Source organism: Brumimicrobium mesophilum (assembly GCF_003025005.1).
Lineage (GTDB): Bacteria > Bacteroidota > Bacteroidia > Flavobacteriales_D > Crocinitomicaceae > Brumimicrobium > Brumimicrobium mesophilum.
The window spans coordinates 242,196-262,198 of the sequence record NZ_PVSS01000002.1 but is presented as its reverse complement, the minus strand read 5'-3'; the positions used below and the strand labels follow the sequence as shown (position 1 = coordinate 262,198).

Annotated in this window: 16 protein-coding genes; 11 read left to right on the top strand and 5 right to left on the bottom strand. The window is 31.8% G+C overall.

Annotation, left to right across the window (positions count from 1 at the left end):
* Positions 1 to 32: 32 nt before the first annotated feature.
* The 3 genes from C6368_RS02845 to C6368_RS02835 all read right to left on the bottom strand — a co-directional run bounded on the left by C6368_RS02845 (position 33) and on the right by C6368_RS02835 (position 3,445).
* A complete protein-coding gene (locus C6368_RS02845; protein WP_107037670.1) occupies positions 33 to 1,328 on the bottom strand; it encodes a TolC family protein in 1,296 nt (431 codons plus the stop codon).
* 70 nt (positions 1,329 to 1,398) lie between these two features.
* Positions 1,399 to 2,766, bottom strand: coding sequence for a sensor histidine kinase (locus C6368_RS02840; protein ID WP_107037669.1), 1,368 nt, complete (start codon positions 2,764 to 2,766; stop codon positions 1,399 to 1,401).
* The gene (locus C6368_RS02835) at positions 2,756 to 3,445 is read right to left on the bottom strand and encodes a response regulator transcription factor (RefSeq protein WP_107037668.1); all 690 of its coding nucleotides are present in this window, start codon (positions 3,443 to 3,445) and stop codon (positions 2,756 to 2,758) included. Before C6368_RS02835 ends, C6368_RS02840 begins: the two co-directional genes overlap by 11 nt.
* Before the next feature lie 92 nt (positions 3,446 to 3,537).
* On the opposite strand from C6368_RS02835, the gene C6368_RS02830 reads away from it, so the two are divergent.
* From C6368_RS02830 to C6368_RS02810, 5 genes are all read left to right on the top strand, one after another.
* Positions 3,538 to 3,876 carry a DUF6150 family protein gene (locus C6368_RS02830; protein ID WP_107037667.1) on the top strand — a complete coding sequence of 113 codons (339 nt, stop codon included), beginning with the start codon at positions 3,538 to 3,540 and terminating at the stop codon, positions 3,874 to 3,876.
* A 43-nt stretch (positions 3,877 to 3,919) separates the two neighbouring features.
* A complete protein-coding gene (gene murQ / locus C6368_RS02825; RefSeq protein WP_107037666.1) occupies positions 3,920 to 4,729 on the top strand; it encodes an N-acetylmuramic acid 6-phosphate etherase in 810 nt (269 codons plus the stop codon).
* 195 nt (positions 4,730 to 4,924) lie between these two features.
* Entirely contained in the window at positions 4,925 to 5,323 is a 399-nt protein-coding gene (locus C6368_RS02820; protein WP_159038399.1) for a hypothetical protein, read from the top strand.
* Positions 5,324 to 5,452: 129 nt separating this feature from the next.
* Complete coding sequence (locus tag C6368_RS02815) at positions 5,453 to 5,824, top strand: response regulator (protein ID WP_107037664.1); 372 nt, start codon at positions 5,453 to 5,455, stop codon at positions 5,822 to 5,824.
* Positions 5,825 to 7,255, top strand: a complete 1,431-nt coding sequence (locus C6368_RS02810) for a sigma-54-dependent transcriptional regulator (RefSeq protein WP_107037663.1) — start codon at positions 5,825 to 5,827, stop codon at positions 7,253 to 7,255.
* A gap of 12 nt (positions 7,256 to 7,267) precedes the next feature.
* Here C6368_RS02810 and C6368_RS02805 read toward each other — a convergent pair whose 3' ends face one another.
* Complete coding sequence (locus C6368_RS02805; RefSeq protein WP_107037662.1) at positions 7,268 to 10,255, bottom strand: M1 family metallopeptidase; 2,988 nt, start codon at positions 10,253 to 10,255, stop codon at positions 7,268 to 7,270.
* 429 nt (positions 10,256 to 10,684) lie between these two features.
* Here C6368_RS02805 and C6368_RS02800 point away from each other — a divergent pair, with 429 nt between their 5' ends.
* Both C6368_RS02800 and C6368_RS02795 read left to right on the top strand, forming a co-directional pair.
* Complete coding sequence (locus C6368_RS02800; RefSeq protein WP_159038398.1) at positions 10,685 to 12,046, top strand: sensor histidine kinase; 1,362 nt, start codon at positions 10,685 to 10,687, stop codon at positions 12,044 to 12,046.
* A 4-nt stretch (positions 12,047 to 12,050) separates the two neighbouring features.
* Positions 12,051 to 13,496 (top strand): hybrid sensor histidine kinase/response regulator, encoded by a 1,446-nt coding sequence (locus C6368_RS02795; protein WP_107037660.1) that lies wholly within the window; start codon positions 12,051 to 12,053, stop codon positions 13,494 to 13,496.
* Here C6368_RS02795 and C6368_RS02790 read toward each other — a convergent pair.
* Positions 13,486 to 14,985 (bottom strand): hypothetical protein, encoded by a 1,500-nt coding sequence (locus tag C6368_RS02790; protein ID WP_159038397.1) that lies wholly within the window; start codon positions 14,983 to 14,985, stop codon positions 13,486 to 13,488. The two genes, C6368_RS02795 and C6368_RS02790, sit on opposite strands and share 11 nt — an antisense overlap.
* A gap of 358 nt (positions 14,986 to 15,343) precedes the next feature.
* Between C6368_RS02790 and C6368_RS02785 the strand changes: the two genes are divergently transcribed.
* The 4 genes from C6368_RS02785 to C6368_RS02770 all read left to right on the top strand — a co-directional run bounded on the left by C6368_RS02785 (position 15,344) and on the right by C6368_RS02770 (position 19,869).
* On the top strand, positions 15,344 to 15,988 hold the full coding sequence (locus tag C6368_RS02785) for a protein-L-isoaspartate(D-aspartate) O-methyltransferase (protein ID WP_107037658.1): 645 nt from the start codon (positions 15,344 to 15,346) through the stop codon (positions 15,986 to 15,988).
* Positions 15,988 to 16,692, top strand: a complete 705-nt coding sequence (locus C6368_RS02780; RefSeq protein ID WP_107037657.1) for a hypothetical protein — start codon at positions 15,988 to 15,990, stop codon at positions 16,690 to 16,692. The genes C6368_RS02785 and C6368_RS02780 overlap by 1 nt, the downstream gene beginning before the upstream one ends.
* Position 16,693: 1 nt before the next feature.
* Complete coding sequence (locus C6368_RS02775) at positions 16,694 to 17,458, top strand: hypothetical protein (protein ID WP_107037656.1); 765 nt, start codon at positions 16,694 to 16,696, stop codon at positions 17,456 to 17,458.
* A gap of 83 nt (positions 17,459 to 17,541) precedes the next feature.
* On the top strand, positions 17,542 to 19,869 hold the full coding sequence (locus C6368_RS02770) for a choice-of-anchor B family protein (RefSeq protein ID WP_107037655.1): 2,328 nt from the start codon (positions 17,542 to 17,544) through the stop codon (positions 19,867 to 19,869).
* The last annotated feature ends 134 nt before the right edge of the window (positions 19,870 to 20,003 follow it).

Below are 20,003 nucleotides of genomic sequence, written 5' to 3'. Positions count from 1 at the left end.
TTTTATATTTATGTAAAACTTTTTTGTTTCGGTTATTTAATGATGTCTTTTCCAACAGCATAATTCAATTCCTCAGCTCTGTTTTTTAATTCTAAAGTGGCTTGAAGAATAATGTTTTTATTTTCTAGATATGCATCGAAAAAATCTAGATACTGGATTAAGTCTATGTTTAGATTTTTAAAGTTAGCGGTGTAAGACGTTATAGTTTCGTCTAACTCATTCTCGTAGCCTTCCTCAATTTGTTGATTTAAATTCAACGATTTTCTATAATTAAACAATGCAGAACTCACCTCTTTTTCAATTACAGAAGAAACTAGGTCTTGATTGAATTTAGCTTCTTCTATGTTTAATTCAGCTATTCTAATATTTCCTTTATTGCGATTAAAAACAGGGATATCCAAAGCAACTCCAAAACCTATGAAGTCGGTATAGATACTTCCTCCGCGATCATAACTTCCAATTAATGTGAGATTTGGTACTTTTTCAGCGCGTTCAACAGCTAAATGCTTTTGGGTGTATTCTTGCCGTAGTTTGGAAATATGAAACTCGGGTCTATGCGTGTAGGCTGTATCCACCAATGATGAAAATTCAAGGTTTATTAGTTGGTTCAGTTGTGTTGATTCATCCCTATTTTCTGCAAGTGTAAATTGAGAGGTAGATGGTAGATTCATCAGGTTTTTTAAATCTAATTCAACCTCGTTCAAACTACTTTCAATTTCATTGAGATGATTAACTAAATCGAGTGACACAGCTTTTAATCTGATGTATTCACCTTTATTTAGAAATCCTGATTCAACTTGGTTTTTATAAGATGTAACTAGTTGATTGATTGACTCTAATTGACTTTGGTATATTTCATTTTGACTTTGATAATAGCTGAGTTCATTTAATAAAGTTCTAAACTCTATTTTTAATCCTCGAAGCACTTCTTCAAAGTAATGCTTGGATTGATCTCGACCAACTTTTTCTAAAGCGATAAGTTTTTTTCGTTTACCAGCTGTTAATATTAACTGTTCTATTGAAATACCAACTTGTTGATTATTATAATTTCCAAAAATTGGCGGAATTGGCTCTGCGGTGGGATTGGTTGGTCTCCACAAATTTATTTGATCAATAGTAAAAGTAGGATTAGGCCATACTTTTGCTTGAATTATTCTGGCCTCTGCTTTGGAGATAGACAGGTTTTCTGCCAGAAGAACAAGATTGTTTTTTAGGAAGACTGTCTCAGCTTCAGCCTTATTTAAATTGAGCGTGTCTTGAGAAAAACTATTTTTAGCATAAAAAGCTACACTAAAAAGAAGAGATACTTTAATTAATTTTCGAATCATTTATTTACCATTTTTGAACATGGCAAACATCATTAGAACGAACTTAAAATAAACTTAAAATGAATTAAATTTAGCTTAAAGGGAATTTGATTTCAAAATTATTGAGATTTCCTTTTCTAGAATAGTAAATGGATGCATTGTGGATTTCGATAATCCTCTTTGTTAGTATTAACCCCAATCCTTGGCCAGATTTATTGATACTATTCTGACCTCTAAAAAAGGGTTTAAAAATCATTTTTTCTTCTTCTTCAGTAATTGGATCTCCACAATTTGTAAATCGAATTATTAATTGTTTATCAGAATTTATTTCAATAAAAATTTCAGCATGATTATTATTGGAGTAGGAGATCGCATTGGAAAGTAAATTTGAAAATGCTTGTTTCAAAAGAATGGAATTCATTTCCACCATTAATGTGTTTTCTTCGATATTCATTTGAGAATAATTAACGTAAAAAATGAAATCTGGATAAATTATATTTAACTCATTAATGCAATCATAAAGTAATTCATCAACTCTTAATTTTTTGTTCTCAATGGTTTGACCTGAATCAATCTTTGAAATTTCTAAAAGAACATTTATTATGTTTCCTAAAGATTGAGCTTTTATCTTTTGTAGGTTGATTTTTTGTTGAATTTCAACTTCATTTGACTGATTTTGAATTCTTTCTAATTCAGAAACCAATATTGTGATAGGTGTTTTTAACTGATGTGAGATATGATTGATTGTATGTTTCTGAAATTTAAAAACCTCATTTGTGTGAATTAGTAATTCATTAAATCGTGTCGTCAAAGAGTTGATCTCGATAGTGTTAGAGTGAAGTGATATAGGTAGATTATTGATCTTATCTAACTCATAATTTGAAATTTTTGATTCTAAACTAGAAATTGGATTTGAAATTGTTCTTGCAATATAAATTGATACAAAAATGATGGCTAAGGTGATTAGAATAAATACCGAAATCAGAATATTTCGTAGAAATTGTAATTTCGTATAACCATATTCATCAAATGCCTTGCTAATCGCATAATACACAATACCATTTCGTTCAATGTAGACCCCAATTAAATCATATTCTCCTTCTTTCGTTTCTATCCATGGGTTCTCATGAGTTAAATTGTCTAAAACTGAATTAACTTTTAAAATTTCTAAATCATCTAAACTTGAAAAAATCTCGATTTTATTTTTATCAAAAACAAGAAGCTTTTCATCATAAAAATCATTGATGTCTTGTTCATCTAATAGGTAAGAAATTTCCGCAGATTTATATTTAAATTGTTCAATTAATTTAATTGAAGATTTAATTTTAGAGTTCTGTTGCTGTTGAAATTCTTCCTCCCTATTTTCTGAAAAAAGTATATAAATAAATGCAAAGGCGACTGCAATAATTGGCACTACAATCGCTGAAATATTAGCAAGAATTTTATGTTTAATCTTCATTTACTTCTAGATAATAACCATAACCAACCTTTGTTTTAATGGTTTTTTTACCAAATGGTTTATCAATTTTATTTCTTAGAAAATTAATGTAAACCTCTATAGTATTGGTGTTTATATCGTAATTTGTATTCCAGATTTTTTCGAGCATCTCCTTTTTTGAAACTATTTCCTCCTTTTTTTCCATTAACAAAAGTAAAATTTGATATTCCCTTTGTGTTAGGATGACTTCTTGATTATTTCTAAGCACCTTCATTGGTTTTCTATGTAGAACTATATCATCGGCAAACAAAGTCTCATTTTGAATATTCTGATTAGAATTTCCACCTCTACGGATTAAAGAATCAACTCTTAAGATTAATTCCTTCATAAAGAATGGTTTTGTTAAGTAGTCATCTGCACCCTTGGAGTAACCTTCGACCTTATCTTCAATTTCACCAAAAGCTGTAAGCAGTATAATTGGAGTATGTTTATTAAATTCACGAAATAATTTACACACTTCCAAACCATTAATAAATGGTAGATTTATGTCAAGAATTACACAGTCAAAATTATTCTTTTTTAAAATTTTCAACCCTATTTGACCATCAAACGCAGTTTCAACTTTATGTTTTTCTAATAATAAAGCATCTTTAATGTTTGCGTTTAGTATAGGGTCATCTTCTATAATTAAAATATTCATTTTTTATATTTGTATGGTCTCTTACTATTAAAGAGTTGAAAATGCTTTATAGATAATTTTTTCTTAATTTAGTAGGCCTAAGATATAAATTTATGAGCTCAAAATACTTCATTTCGTTTTTCATATTGTTATTTTCCTTTGCTTCTAACGCTCAAAAAATCCATAAATCGGACTTTAAAAGCGCAGCAGACCTAACAGCAATGGTTGTTGATTCTAAAAGTGCGGCCGACTTATTGGTTTATGCCGTAGATTTCGAAAGTGAATTAGGCGAGAATGATGGGAAATGGTTTTTTGTTAATTTCAAAAGTCAATCGGATAAAAGTATTTTCTTCGTTGATTTAGAAAGCAAAGCCGATATAAAAATCTATTTTGTTGATTTTGAAAGTGAGGCTGGTTGGATAACATCGACAAAAAAGCAATTCTTAGAATAGCAACCAATTATTATTTATCAAATCAAATTTTAAAATATTTCTAGTGAATAAAATAACTGAAAAATCTAGCAACTACGATAAGCTTGAAGAATTAACTGTTTTAGAACAGTTAACTGCAATGAATAAGGAGGATCAATTAGTTCCGTTGGCTGTAGAAGCAATATTACCTCAAATTACGTCCTTTGTAGAAGCAGCTTTGATTCGCATGAAAAGGGGAGGTCGTTTGTTTTATCTTGGGGCAGGAACAAGTGGAAGACTAGGAATTTTAGACGCTTCTGAATGTCCTCCTACATTTGGAGTGGAACAGGGATTAGTTGTAGGATTAATTGCTGGAGGAGATGCTGCAATAAGAATCGCGGTTGAAAACGCCGAAGACAATACAGAATTAGGATGGGCGGAGCTTCAAAAACACAATATTCAAAAGAATGACATAGTTGTAGGAATTGCCGCTTCTGGAACAACACCTTATGTATTAGGTGCACTAGAAAAAGCGAATGAAGCTGGAAATTTAACTGCTGGAATTACATGTAATCCTGATAGTCCATTGAGTAATACTGCACAGCATTCTCTAGTGGCAATCGTTGGTCCAGAATTCGTTACTGGAAGTACAAGATTGAAATCTGGAACGGCTCAAAAACTAATTTTGAATATGATTTCTACGAGCTTGATGATTGGTTTGGGAAGGGTTCAAGGAAATAAAATGGTGGATATGCAATTAAGTAATGCAAAACTCGTAATTCGCGGTGCTAAAATGGTAGCAGAACAATGTGAAATTGAATTCGAGGAAGCCAAAATTCTATTATTACAGCATGGTTCAGTGCGAAAAGCGGTTTTAAATTTTAAAAATAAGTAAGATGAAATTTGTTTAATTTTGGGGGATTTAGACCTTAACTTTTCTAATCTTGATCATGTTGTTTATCTAATATAAAGTACGAACTTAATGGATTATCCTTAAAACTGATTTAATTTTAACAATACTGACATAAATCATTTTATTTACCCACTGAAATCATTTTGAGGACTTAATTTTTTGTTGAGTTTTGCCGGAGTGGAAGCAAACTTATTATACATATTAGAAGATGAACTCAAGCCTGAATTTCAATGGCGATTGAGTATGTTCAGTAAATCGACTGCTCCCATATTTATCATTATTCAATTGAAGGCATATCCTTTGGGGTCTCAACCAATGATTCATGATTTGAAAAAAATCAGAATAGATAAAGTAATAAAAAAGGTTAACAATTGGATTAAAATATGCTTTACAAACCATCATAAACTAATAGTTAAAGTTATTGATGGAATTCCAAAAATTACAAATCCCTATTTAGATTTTAGTGGAATTAATAAACTCAACGTTTATCGATCTCCACATGTAACAGATCAAATTTCGCCATTGGTTAAAAAACACTTCGAAGTAAAGCAACTGAATTTTCAATTCTTCAACTAAAAATCCTATTTATTGTTGTAGACTTTTTTCTACAATTATTATCGTTTTGTCTCATTCTACTTTATTTTATGTTATTTTTGAACTAAGTATGTGTTGTATTGTTTCTTATTAAAGCATTAAATTTTTCTGATGAAACGACCGGTTTTACTTATTATTGACGATGAATGTGATATAAAGGCATTATATAAATCTATCGTTAATAGACATTTCGAATTTGAAATTGTTGAAGCAAACTCTGTAAAAACTGTTCAAGAAGTGCTGAAAAATCATACTCCTGATTATGTTTTACTGGATTTATGTTTGCAAGATGGGGATGGTTTTGATCTGATTCCAGCATTAAAAAAGATAAATTCATCTGTAAAAATTTTGGTAATCACAGCTTTCAGTCATTGTATGGAAAAACGTAAAGCTACCGAGCTTGGTGCAGTGGGTTTATTAGCCAAACCTTTTGAAAAAGATGCTTTTATACAACACCTTAATATGATGCATAATTTAGGGTAAATGAATAAAAAGACGATTCTTATTATTGATGATGATGTTGATATTTGCAACTTACTCAAGCGTTTCTTCGAACGAAATGATTTTAATGTTAAAATTGCATTCAAAGGTTTAGAAGGACTTCAGATAATAAAAAATGAAAAGATTGACCTCGTCTTAACGGATTTTAGACTCCCAGATAAAGATGGTCTTGAAATGATTGAAGCCATTAAAAGCATCAACACTCATCTTCCTATAATTGTGATAACGGGTTATTCAGATGTAAATCAAGCCGTAAAAGTGATACGTTTGGGAGCTTTTGAGTATGTAACTAAACCCATTTTTCCTGAAGAAATATTGCTTTTAGTGCATGATGCCCTTGACAAGTTAAAAGTAGAGTCAGCCAAATTAACTAAGTCTACGCAATCCAATCAAAAGTCCAATGACCAACAAATCCATACCACCGACAAGGGTAAGAAAGATGAATTCTTAATTCCGGCAAGTACTTGTGCAACTAAAATTCAGCGATTAATTTCACTTGTTGCGCCTACAAATATGACTGTTGTTATATTAGGCGAAAGTGGGACAGGAAAGGAAGTAGTGGCGCGTAGAATTCACGAAAATTCGGATAGAAGCAGTCGACCTTTTATTCCTGTAGATTGTGGAGCGCTAACTCAAGAATTAGCAGCGTCAGAATTATTTGGACATTTAAAAGGTGCTTTCACAGGTGCAACTTCTGATAAAAAAGGGAGTTTTGAATTGGCCAATCAAGGAACATTATTTCTGGATGAGATAGGGAACTTGTCTTATGAAAATCAAGTGAAACTTTTACGAGTTTTACAAGAAAGAGTAATTCGAAAAGTAGGAGGAGAGAAGGATTTACCTATTGATGTGAGGATCATAGTTGCGACAAATGAGGACCTTAGAATAGCAATGAGTAAAGGTACTTTTAGAGAAGATATTTACTATAGAATTAATGAGTTTCAAATTGAACTTAAGCCATTAAGAGAAAATAAAGCGGAATTGACAGATTTTGTAGCGTTTTTTCTACACAAGGCTAATTTAGAACTTTCAAAAACCGTTAAGGGTCTTGATGATGAGGTATGGAATATTTTTAATTCTTATTCATGGCCAGGAAACATTCGTGAGCTAAAAAACATAATAAAATTAGCCGTGTTAATGTCTGATAATGACATGATTGAAAAGAATGATTTACCTAATGATATTTTGAATCCGCAAGAATGGTTTAAACATAATAATCAGAAGGAAAATTCTAATTCATCAAAACCAAAGTCTTTAATTTTAAAAGACGTTACCGCTGAGGCTGAGACACAAGCTATCATCGAAGCTTTATCATTAGCGAGTAACAACAAAACAAAAGCTGCAGATATTTTAGGTATCGATAGGAAAACGCTCTATAATAAATTGAATATTTATGACTTACTTGACAGATAAATGAACATTCATTTATTTGATCAAGTTTTTAATAAATCCAGTATTCACAGGGTTCAATTTTAAGGTCAATCTCAATTTATCAAAGAATTTATTCCCTGCATATCCATTTTTTATGTTTTGTGACTCCATTATTGGGTAATATATACCGAAAATATCACCTACTCTAAATCCTACACCTACATTGTAAGCACTTTGGAATATTCCGTTTTGTTCAAATGAACCAATATCTCCAAACACTCCAAATCCTTTGATTGGAATAGGAAGATCAATATAAATACTAGAAGTTGTCATCCACGAAGTACCGTAGCCAAAACTACTTGCTGATAGAAATCCACCTCTGTTTTCAGCGCGTTGAGTGTGGTATGAATTGAAAACACTACCACTTCTATTCAAGTAATAATCTTCAACAAATACATCTTGAATTCCAGAATTTCCAGAAAGCGGAATTCCATATTTGCTAAGGTTTTGAAGGTTATTTACATCAAATAAATAATTATAGCCCGCAAAAACGCGTATACTTACATTGCTCTCCCATTTTTGCTTTATGTATTTATATGTGTATTCGGCAGAACCGAAAATTCTACCTACTTGATCGCCACCGTTATTATTTATTATTAAATCAGATCGTAAGTTAGTTTTCAACTTATGATCCAACATCTTATAAGTGGTCTTCCAATTTGCAAAACCACCAGTTTCTATTTCATCTATATTTCCTCTTCTTGTGTTTTTCAACATACCTTGAAATAATAAAGTGTGCTGAAAAGTTTGTCTTTTAGATTCATTCGTAAAATCAAATCTGAGATAAGGTGATGCAATGGCATAGTATGAATTATTTCTATCGAAAAAGGATTCATCTTTAAATGACTTTAATGACAATCCTAGGGTTGTTAATTTTGCCTTTTTAGGATAGAAAGTATAGCTCAATTCCCCAATTCCTGAAACATTTCTTCTGCCAAAAGAGTACATTGGGGCAATAAAATACTTAAAAGGATTAGGTGCTAATGAGAAATTATGAAATGCTAAACCAATCATAAATTTATCGTTTGTATTCCAAGCCATTGCAGGCATAAGATTCATATTAGTTTCTTCGGCCCTGTTGTAACTAGTTAGGAAGTTTAATTTCAAGGGCTCCCATTTATTGATTAATCCGTCTTTTCGCCAAAGGTTATTTTGCCTGTTTGATTCTGGAATCTTTCTTAAGGGATCTATCATTATTTTTTCATGTTCCTCATCGAAAGTTACTTTTGCTTTTTTCTCATTCGCTAATATCCATTTCGTTTTTAATATACTATCACCAATCATTGCAGAAACCGGAATAGGCGCTTTTATACTCCCTATATTTCTAATTTTTATGTTAGTTTCTCCTTGTTTTGCACTTATATGTCCTAATCTAAAATCAACATTGTCTGAAGTTCTAATTAGTCCATCAAAAAACCAATCCAAATTTTCTTTTGTTATCTCTTCAAAAACCTCCTGAACATCTTCGGGCTGAGGATGTTTAAATTCATAGCGTGCATAATACGTTTTCATTACTTTATCAAATTGTTCATCACCAAGGTAATAACGAAGATAGTTGAATACTATTCCAGTTTTATAATACATTGTAACTCCATAATTCAGTCCTTTAAATTCCTCAGATTTTGTATCTATTGGTTGGTCAATTCCTAAACTTGAAACTGTCCTTGTAAAAACATCATTGTTATCCTGATAATCTAAACCATGAAAATTGAAAGCACCATTCCCTATCATATCAGCCAAATGTTTGTTCTCTGGGTATTTGGTCATCATGTACCGTACTTCGTTCATGGTATTTAAGCCTTCATCCATCCATCCATGATCACGTTCATTCGATCCTAAAATTCCGTAAAACCAATTGTGTCCTACTTCGTGAACAATCACGACTTCAAGTGAGATTGTATCACTTGTATTTCCAATAACAGTGACATTCGGATATTCCATTCCACCCCCAGCGCTAATTGTGCCATCAACGGCTGTAATTTGATTGTATGGATAATCACCATTCCATTTTGAATAGTAATATGCACCATCGTTAATGTATTCAATCGAATTTTTCCAAACATTTATATTCTCAGGAACGAACATCGACCAAGTGGTAACTTTTCTTCCACTATTTGGGAGTTCAACTTCTCCTTTTAAAACATCGTATCTTTTGTCAGAAAACCATGCGAAATCATGAACATTACTTTGAGCGTAACGGATTGTTTTCATTTTTTTTGATGATGGTGGAAATGGAGTACGTTGTTTAGATTTTCGAGCTGGCATTAAATCTTTGATTTTTTCCTCCGTTAGCTTAACCTTTTCCTCTAAAAAATCTAGTTCTTTTTGCGTTTGTAAATCACCTGTCGCACCAACTACATAGTTTTCAGGTAAGGTGATTGCAACGCTATAATCGCCAAACTCTGAATAAAATTCACCTTGAGTTAAATATGGCATTTGATGCCAACCATCTTTATCATAAACAGCCGGTTTAGGATACCATTGGGTAATTTGATAAGATTGACCAATATGTCCTAATCTAGAAATGCTCCCACTTGGAATTTTAACCCTAAATGGTGTGGAAATTCGAATAGATTCTTTTGGTGTAAGTGGTGAAGGGAGGAATAATTTAATGATATCGATGTGCTCTTTATCATATTCCCAAGACAGTTGGTTTCCGTTACTTCTAAAATCTAAAGAATCTATATATCCTTTGATACTGTCATTTCCATACTTCAATTTTTTGTCGCCGTCTATATAAAGTTGTTTCGCAAGTGCAGTTTTTCCATTTTTATAAGCATTCGGCCAAACATGAATGTAAATAAAATTTAATGTATCGGGAGAATTATTAAAATATTCGAAAATTTCTACTCCGTTTAGAAAATGGTTCTTATCATCGAGTTCAACATTTATCTCAAAGTTGACTTTTTGTTGCCAATAGTCTTGTGAATATGTGAGTAAGATGTTGAAAGTAAGGGTTCCTAAAAATAATAACCATTTCATAAGTCTAAAATTTAATTCTTGGGTTAATCTGTCGAACTAAATTTAGAAAATAATGTTGAACTTTTATGGTGAAATAAATAATTTTCTAAGTACTAATTGATTTTTTGAGCGGCAAGGCATTCGTGAGTAGCTATTAAACTAAAATTTGTAAAAGTTACTCAAATAATAAGGGTTTACGGTTGAATTTAGAACAAAAATTGTGTGTTAGATGTTATTAATTAATAGGTGAAATTGTTACTTTTAAAAAATTGAATGACCAATTATTATTCCTTCAAGGGCGGAATTGTTTTTCCTATTTTGAATAAGATAATGGATTGAGTTGTATTGTATTTATTGTTAGTTATTTAGTCTTTGAGTTAGGTTAAGTATCTATGGTTTGATTGAAGAATGCTAAAGGATAGAAATTTAAGTTATTTTAATTATTTTCTAATGTTGTCACTGACGTTAATAGTTGGTTATTTCATTACATCTTTATTTTTTCTGAATCGGGCAGGAGAATCTGGAAAACAGGCCGAGAGTTTTGGAATGACGGTTGAAAGGACAAATGCCGTAATTCAGCAAATAACACAATTAGAAACCTCCGCTTATAGTTACGTTATTACAAAATCCCGAGAAAGTGAAGCCATTTATGTTCACAAGAAAGTTCGACTACTTGAATATGTAACACAATTAAAGGATCACTGTTATGCGCATCATATAGCCAGTGCAGAAACTAAAAAGCTAAATCGATTAATCTCTCAAAGGATTTCAACTTTGGATAATATGATGTTGCATGATTCCATGTCTACATCTAAACAAATTCAAGAAATGTCTTTTGGAAATGAGACAACTTTGGAGATTCTAAATACTTTAAAGAAGATAAGAAGCGTAAATAGTGAAATGCGTGAAAGCAATCAATTGGCAGCCAAAATAGCCAATCGTAATGCTTTGATTGTGTTGTCTTTTTTTGGTGTAATTATGTTTTTGATTGTATTCATAAGTTTCTTTAAGATGAGAAAGGAAATTCAAAAAAGTGAACGCTATTTAAGGGAAATTAATCAAATAAATATAGAATTGAGTTCTATGAATGAAAACCTGGAGAACTTTGCTTATGTTGCATCTCATGACCTCAATGAACCATTACGAAAAATTAAAACTTTCGGTGATCTAATTGAAATTGAGTTAGCCAATGAGAATGTAGACCACAATACAATTGTTGCGCATGTTAATAGAATGCAAGCTGCTTCCACAAGAATGCAAGAGTTAATTGAGGATTTATTATCTTATTCACGGATATCTAAGCAATATGATATTAAAAACAAGATCAACCTTAATATTGTATTAAAAGATGTTATCAGTGACTTAGAGTTTCGTATTCAGGAAAATTCAGCTGTTATTAATATTCATGATTTACCGGACGAAATTTATGCAGATGAAATTCAAATGAGACAGTTATTTCAGAACCTTATTAGCAATGCGATTAAATTTAAGCAACCCAATTTATCACCCGTTGTAGATATAAAAAGTGAAATTGTGAGCTCATCAAATATTGATTTGGAGGAACTCAATAGTTTTAAATTCAATGAGTTTTGGAAGATCTCGATAAGTGACAATGGAATTGGATTCGATGATAAATATGCAGATAAAATTTTCGCTATTTTTCAAAGGTTACATGGTCGATCTGCATATGAAGGTACTGGTATTGGCTTGTCAATTTGTAAAAAGATTACTGAAAACCACAAGGGAACTATTATTGCCAATGCAATTGATGGGCAAGGTTCAACTTTTACTATTTACTTACCTATAAAATAGAAAAATGAGTGTCAAAGTACTTATAATCGACGATGATGAAGATGATTATGTAATCATGAGCCATTATTTGTCAAAGATTCAAACTGAACAATACGACGTTTATTGGTGTAATGATTATGACTTTGCCGAACAAGAAATTCTTAATGATGAGCATGATATTTATTTAATTGATCACTTTTTGGGTAAAGGAGAAGGAATTGAAATTATTGAAAGAATTCGATCTAGGGATGTACTTAAGCCAATGATATTATTGACCGGTTCTAGCGATTACTCTGTTGATGAAAAGGCAATGGCTAAAGGAGCGTCTGACTTCTTGGTAAAAAAAGAAGTACGTGTCGATACTATCGAACGTGCAATGCGTTACGCTTTGGAAAGATACAATCAACAAAGGTTTATTAGGGCGCAAGAAAAAAAGTACAGGAGTTTATTTGAGTTGAGTTTAGAGCCTTTCTTGGTTTTAGATAATGACATGAAAATTACCGAATATAACGCAGCATTCTTGGATGTTTTTCATAATGAAAATACACCTCTGCAGCAATTGAAAGGTAAAGAATTTGAAGAACTTTTTAAATATGATTTTGATTTTAAAGCCTTAACTCAGCAATTAGATGTCAATGGTTATGTGAAAAGTTTTAAAACTACTTTGTTGAATAATAATAATGATATTGTATCAATTCTCTCTATTGCTCATCTTCCAAAAGAGGCTAATATCGATGGAAATACATTTCATGTAGCCATAAGTGACTTGACAAAAATCATGGAGCAAGAAGCCGAACTAAAAAAGGCAGAGAAAATCAATTTATCCACTAGAATGGCACGAATGATTGCTCATGAAGTAAGAAATCCGCTAACCAATATTAGATTGGCTGTGGGTGAATTATCTGCTTTATCAGACGCGAAAAGTGAAAATGAAGATGCGAAGCTTTTAGAGCAAATGATTGAAAGAAATACCGTTAGAATTGCTGATTTAATTGATGATTTATTAAAATCAGCAAGACCACCTGAGCTAGAAATAGTTCCTGCTAACTTAAAAGTTGTGATCAATTCTGCAATTGACTTTTGTCAAGATCGTGTAGAACTGCTAAATGTAAATTTGATTAAAGCTTTTTGTGATAAAGAAATTGAAGGGGATTGGGACCCTGAGAAATTAAAAATTGCTTTTGTAAATATCATTATAAATTCTATTGAAGCTATGGATGAAACCCCCCGGCCAGAAATCATGATTATTTTAACAGAAGAGGATGGTTCTCCTGTAGTTTATATTCGCGATAATGGAAAAGGTATGGACGAAGAAACCCAAAATAGTCTTTTTGATCCCTATTTTACAAACCGTAAAAATGGTTTAGGCCTAGGAATGACGGCAACTTTGAATATAATTAATATGCACAAAGGTAAAGTAGTAGTTAATTCGTCAGAAGGAAAAGGAACAGAGTTTAAAGTTACACTTTAGTTTTCTTTCTGCCTTTTTTAGAGAATATCAACATCATTTTCTTATAATCTAGCTTAATGGCTAAAACAGCAAGAATAGCAATGTAGGCTGGGATTATATATCTAACTATTGCACCTGAAACCGGAGTGGTCCAACCAACAATCATAGCTATGAATGCTGCAAAAAGTAATAAAGTACTCACTATTCTTTTATCACTCTGATTTAGTTTTCTCGGAAAAAGGATGAAAGTTAGAACTGCAAGTATCGCAAAGAGAATATTTTCAAAAAAAGCAGGATATTGTAACCATGTACTTTGTTTATTAGGAATAGGTTGAAAAAATGAATTAATAAAGGATTCAGGAATATTCAAAAGCATTTGCCAAAAATTATCTCTTATTGGGGTCACCTCAACTTTACTGCTTGTTTCATGAAGGTGTAGATGTATTTTGTAGGTTCTTCCAACTTCTTCTAATTTCATTGGAAAACGCTCAAAATTTTCATTCTTTTTTAAATAATGCGCACCAACAGGCTCTAATAGAACAGCATTTCCATTTTCAAGTTTAAAATGATCTCTATTCGCATAATATATATAGTAATAATGTTCATCGTCTCCTTGCAAGTATAATCCACCATCCCTTAAATTGATAAAATCTTCTTGTTGATTAGCAATAATGTATGCAATTTTATCTGAATACCCTGTGGATAATAATACACTAATTCCAAAAATGCTAAATGTTAAAAGAGTCAACCATTGACGCTTGAATAATTTGCTGAATGAGAGATAGAAAATTAAGACTATAACAAAACAAATCAAAACATAAGGCTTAAAACCTAATGTTAAAATAAAACCAACAAGAATTCGCCAAGTTCTTCTTGGAATAGAAATCGTATCAAAAACTCCTCTGATCAACAAAAAAAGTCCAAGAATCATGAGTGGTTCTTTAATGAGACTGCTGCTCCAAAATGCTAAGCTAGGTGCTAAAGTGAGCATGGATAATAAAATGGGAGGAGGGATATTAGATTTCTTTTTAAGCCATTGAAAAAGATCAACACCGCCTATAAATGAAGCAAAACTAAAAATGATAAAGTGAACTATAACTTGGCCTCCTGTTATAAAAAGTAATAATGCATTCGTTCTAATTACATTTCTAGAGTCGTTGAACAATAGAGTTTTACCTCCGTTCCAATGTGTTGTGCTTGATAAATATTTATCAATGAATTCAGGATTTTCATTTAGTCCAAAAAAGAATTGGAAGAAATCGTAAGGTGATTCATAAAAGACATTATGTAAAACGATACTTTCTTTGAAAAACGCACCTGCATCTGCTGTTAACTCTCCACCTCCATAATGATAGGTATATACATAAAGAAAGAATAACGCATAAGCTATTTTCAATGAAAATAGAATAGTAAGTGTGTAATTTGGAACGACTTTAATAAACTTTTTATTGATCCAATAACACAGAAATAAAAAGGCAAGGGTATATAATATGATGATTAATGCGGCCAATAAGTTTTTTTGACAAAAATAGAAATCTAAATCAATTAAATAAAGTTTTAATGAATGATATATCAAATTGTTAAGGTGTTTAAGCTTTGTTAAATATATAATCCAATAGCAATTATATATTTAATGATAGAAATTGAAAGTCGCTTAATTTTTTCAATTTACTAATAGGCTTATCCTTTAAATTGCAACGTAGAATTATTATTTTTGCTCTAATGTGACCCAGTCACTAGCAGTTTAAAATCGGAAATATAAGTTTGGCTAATTAAACGGAGAACCAATTGAGTAATTAACATCTCGCTACGGAAAAGAAATCTTGTGCATTCAAATAAATGTTAATTGTTTCAGTATTTTTGTTCCGATGATTGACAGTTATAGACATAAAGGATTGAGAAGGCAGCTCATTGATGAGTTGAAAGAAAAAGGGATAACTGATAAAGCAGTTTTAGATGCTTTTGATAAAGTGCCCAGACACTTTTTTCTGGATTCATCATTTATGAATCAAGCCTATACAAACCAAGCTTTCAGAATTGGCGCTGAACAAACAATTAGCCATCCTTTTACTGTAGCTTTTCAAACTAGTTTATTGGAACTTCAGCGCGGGCATAAAGTTTTAGAAATTGGAACCGGTAGTGGTTTTCAAACTTCAATTCTATGTGAAATAGGTGTGAGAGTTGTCTCAATTGAAAGACAAAAAGAACTTTTTATTAACGCAAAACCTAAAATATTTAACCTAGGCTACACTCCAAATTTATTTTTTGGAGATGGTTTTAAGGGAAAAGCATCATACGCTCCATATGATTCCATTTTAGTAACTTGTGGGGCTCCATTTATTCCTCAAGATTTAAAAGAACAATTAAAAGTAGGAGGGAAACTTGTTATTCCAGTAGGGGAAGGGAAAATGCAAATCATGACAAGGTTAATTAAATTGGAGAATGGAGACTTTGAAACTGAAACTTATGGCGATTTTAGTTTTGTCCCTATGTTGGAGAAAACTGCTAAATAATGAGGGAATTAAGGCCTCTAACAATTTCTAATAGTATAAAATCAGCTCCATCTGTTCTTTTAACTCCTGAACTTGAGAAATTTGTTTTTGTTCAACCTTTAACGCAAGATTTTATTCTTGCTCAAACGATATATTCGCTAATCCATAAGCATTTTAAGATTGAAATGTTGGAAGCAGGAATGTTCAAATTAAAAGAAGTTAAATATTTACTTGCCGAAGAACCTGAAGGAATACTGACAGTTGATGATTGGATGGATAGTTTGTGGACTTCTAAACGAAAGTTTAATCATTTATTAAATCCCCAATCATTGTTTAAAATGTATTTAGTAAATCTATTTTTCCCAGTTTTTGCATCAACTAAAAAATTAATGATTCCTGGGAAGAAAGACAGATTTGTTATTGATGCCTATCCAAATTTGTCTAAAAAAGAAGGTATTCAATTTCAACCAACAGATTTTAATAAATTAGGAATTACTAAAATCGAGTTTAGGAAGCTTTTTGGTTATATTTCAATGGAAATGGAACAAGTTATTGATGATTTTTTAATTTTGCATCACGATAATTTATACAAAGATTTAAAGTATCAAGTGAGCTTATTTCCTTCAATTAGAAACAAATATTGGAATGAGTTAAAACAATGCTTTGATCAAGATTTTAAGACTTTTGCAAAAGCAGAAGCAGATAATTATCTATTGAAACTTTAGAATGGAATCTTATTATTCAGTCATTTATTATAAAACTAACTCACTCACCGATGAAATGGTAAGCATTGGACTTTTGGCAGGTGGTGGTGAAGGACCTTTCATGTATATTTCGAATGCCAGGTTGGATTTGTTGAAGAAAGTATTACATCCTAATACATTTTTATCTGTGAGAAGACACTTGAAATTTCTGTTCGAAAAAGTTGGTATGCACAGAAATGATGGAGCTGGACTTTTACTCTTTGATCCTGTGTTTTCTGTTGAGCAAATGGAGGTGCTTGCTAAGCATTCTAAAAATGCAATCGTTTATAGTCAGCCAACAACGATAAATGAATGGTTGGATACTCAGTTTTTTAGTGCTTTAGCGCAATCGTTTTTCGGTGAATCAATAAATATATTACCAAAGAAAAGACCTGTTTTTCATTTAAAGTGGAAAGCATTTTATCAGTCCAGTAGGTTCAAAACCTGGGATAGAGATATTTTAATCTCAGAACTTATACCTTCTTCTTTACTTAGTTTTAAAATCGATTTGGCCAACAAAAAGAAGATGAAAATAATCAAGGGAATTGATTTTGATTTAAGTGAAACGAGTTTGAATAAAAAGCGCTATGAATTAGAGTTGATTTTTAATGCTTTACCAAATTATTCTATTGAAATAATTTATCCTAAACCAAAAAAGAATACAGGTAAAACAGCATTTGGTATACTTAAAGATAAATACCCTGATTTATCCTTCAAAGAGTTCAATGATTTTAAAAAATTGAACTAAATTCATACTGTGGAAAAAATAAGGTATTATTGGAACTACTTTATTGATGTACAGTATATTTTTCCTTAAAAAATAGATTTCCTATGAGATTCCTCATTGTTTTAACATTCTTTATTTCCTTCTCAAATTGGGCGCAAAATTTCAATTTAGACTCTCTATCTCATGTTGATTATGCTTCATTGCATAACACTGAATTAAATGATGTTTGGGGTTATACCGATGAATTTGGTAACGAATATGCTTTAGTTGGAGCCGAAAAAGGTGTAAGTGTTGTTGATATTTCTGATCCATTAAATCCAGTTGAGGTTTATTGGCACGCTGGGTCAACAAGTGTTTGGAGAGATATTAAAACCAATGGTGATTTTGCATATGTTACTACAGAGGCTGATGATGGTTTGTTAATTATCGATTTGTCACCTCTTCCTGCAAATCCTATAACGAATACCACCAATTACTTCGGTTTACCAAATTTTTGGTCTTCAGCGCATAATTTATACATCGATGAGAATGGATATGGCTATATTTTTGGAAGTAACAGAGGAAATGGAGGAACTATAATTCTAGATTTATTTACCAACCCTATGGCGCCAATTGAAGTTGGAGTTTATGACAATTGGTACGTGCACGATGGATTTGTAGTCAATGATATTCTGTATGCCGCGCATATTAATGATGGCTTTTTTACAATTGTTGATGTATCAGATAAAGCAAATCCAGTAATTTTGGGAACTCAAACTACTCCATCAAGTTTTGCTCATAACATTTGGCCTACTGACAATGAGAACTTTGTTTTTACAACTGATGAGGTTACTAGAGCTTTCTTGACGGCCTATGATGTTTCGGATCCAAGTAATATTGTTGAAGTGGATCGAATTCAGTCGAGTCCAGGAAGTGGAGTAGTGCCTCACAATGTTCATGTTAAAGGTGATTTTCTCATCACATCATATTATGCTGATGGACTTACAGTTCATGATATATCAGACCCTAGCAACATGGTGGAAGTAGCACGATATGATACATATCCAGGTACAGCCGATTTTACAATTGGAAACTGGGGTGCATTTCCTTATTTTGCCTCAGGAATTATTTTAGCAACAGACATAGAAAATGGACTTTTTATTCTAGGTTCCGATTATGACTATGCTGCAAGAATTGAAGGTTTAATTACAAATGCTGTAAACTCAAATCCAATACAAGGAGTGGAAGTAACGATTTTAGGAGATGTTCAAGTTGAATTGTCAAAAGTGAATGGTAATTACAAAACCGGAAAGGGTTTACCAGGAGTTTATACTGTAAAATATGAAAAGTATGGGTTCGTTACTCAAGAGGTCTCTTTAACTTTAACCACTGGAATGGTTGTTACTCAAGATATTCAAATGGTTCCTTTGCCACAGTATGATATTACAATTACCGTTTTGGATGAAAGCAACAATCCAATTTTAGGAGCAGATGTTAAAATATCTCATGAAGGTGAGATTTTTGATTTGCAAACCAATGGGTTAGGTGAAGCGATACAAAGTGTTAGTTACGCCGATACTTTCAATGTAATTGCAGGAACTTGGGGTAAAATAACTGATTGTGAAGATTTTATTTTTTCACCAGTAGATAATGAGTTAACCTTGATTTTAGAGGAAGGATATATGGATGACTTTTCATTCGATTTTGGCTGGTCTGAAGCATCTACGGCTGCTTCTGGAGATTGGGAAAGAGGTGTTCCATTTTTTGTTGCAAGTCCTGGGTTCAGTGTTTCCCCTTTGAGCGATTCCCAAAATGATTGTGGAGAATCTTGTTTTATTACAGGAAATACTATTGATGAAAGTATAACCGATGGAGAGGTGATCTTGATTTCACCCGTTTTTGATTTGACTTCGTACACAGAGCCATATTTGAACTATGAAAGATGGTTTTTTAATTACTATGGATTTGAGCCATATAATGACACATTACAAGTATCAATTTCAAATGGAACGGATTTCGTGGTATTGGATTTACAAGGTTATGATTTCCCCACTATTGCTACTTGGATTCCTATTTTTAGAAAACTTTCAGACTATATTACCATTACATCTACAATGCAGATTTTTATTCAAACTTCTAATTATGAAGCAACAAATAATATTACAAACGCAGCATTTGATAACTTCTATATTACTGATGGCAGTGCGCTAAATAACATTGAAGAAAGCACTGTTTCCCAAAACGTAAAAGTATATCCGAATCCTTTTCAAGATCAGATAACAATTGAAGGTGTAAATAATTCTACCTCGATTGAAATGTATTCAATTGACGGAAAGAGAATGAAAATTCAAGTTGGTTTTAATGAGAATTCAGCTAAGATCAATAGTTATTTCCTTTCCTCCGGAATTTATTTGATTCATGTTGATAGAGAAGTTTACACTGTGGTTAAATAAACCAAGGAGAACAGGTTTCTATTTTTCTATAGGTTTCTTAAAGAAAATCTGCCATTCAATCAATAGCCATAATAAAATAAAAACTACTTGTACAGTTTGTAATTCAATTTTGAAACTAAGATGAAAAACAAAAA

Excerpts from the sequence above, each read along its gene's own strand:
- C6368_RS02795 (WP_107037660.1), top strand. The coding sequence starts at position 12,051 with ATGAGTGTCAAAGTACTTATAATCGACGATGATGAAGATGATTATGTA.
- C6368_RS02845 (WP_107037670.1), bottom strand. The coding sequence starts at position 1,328 with ATGATTCGAAAATTAATTAAAGTATCTCTTCTTTTTAGTGTAGCTTTT.
- C6368_RS02805 (WP_107037662.1), bottom strand. The coding sequence starts at position 10,255 with ATGAAATGGTTATTATTTTTAGGAACCCTTACTTTCAACATCTTACTC.
- C6368_RS02830 (WP_107037667.1), top strand. The coding sequence starts at position 3,538 with ATGAGCTCAAAATACTTCATTTCGTTTTTCATATTGTTATTTTCCTTT.
- C6368_RS02785 (WP_107037658.1), top strand. The coding sequence starts at position 15,344 with ATGATTGACAGTTATAGACATAAAGGATTGAGAAGGCAGCTCATTGAT.
- C6368_RS02780 (WP_107037657.1), top strand. The coding sequence starts at position 15,988 with ATGAGGGAATTAAGGCCTCTAACAATTTCTAATAGTATAAAATCAGCT.
- C6368_RS02810 (WP_107037663.1), top strand. The coding sequence starts at position 5,825 with ATGAATAAAAAGACGATTCTTATTATTGATGATGATGTTGATATTTGC.
- C6368_RS02815 (WP_107037664.1), top strand. The coding sequence starts at position 5,453 with ATGAAACGACCGGTTTTACTTATTATTGACGATGAATGTGATATAAAG.
- C6368_RS02775 (WP_107037656.1), top strand. The coding sequence starts at position 16,694 with ATGGAATCTTATTATTCAGTCATTTATTATAAAACTAACTCACTCACC.
- C6368_RS02800 (WP_159038398.1), top strand. The coding sequence starts at position 10,685 with ATGTTGTCACTGACGTTAATAGTTGGTTATTTCATTACATCTTTATTT.
- C6368_RS02835 (WP_107037668.1), bottom strand. The coding sequence starts at position 3,445 with ATGAATATTTTAATTATAGAAGATGACCCTATACTAAACGCAAACATT.
- C6368_RS02770 (WP_107037655.1), top strand. The coding sequence starts at position 17,542 with ATGAGATTCCTCATTGTTTTAACATTCTTTATTTCCTTCTCAAATTGG.
- C6368_RS02840 (WP_107037669.1), bottom strand. The coding sequence starts at position 2,766 with ATGAAGATTAAACATAAAATTCTTGCTAATATTTCAGCGATTGTAGTG.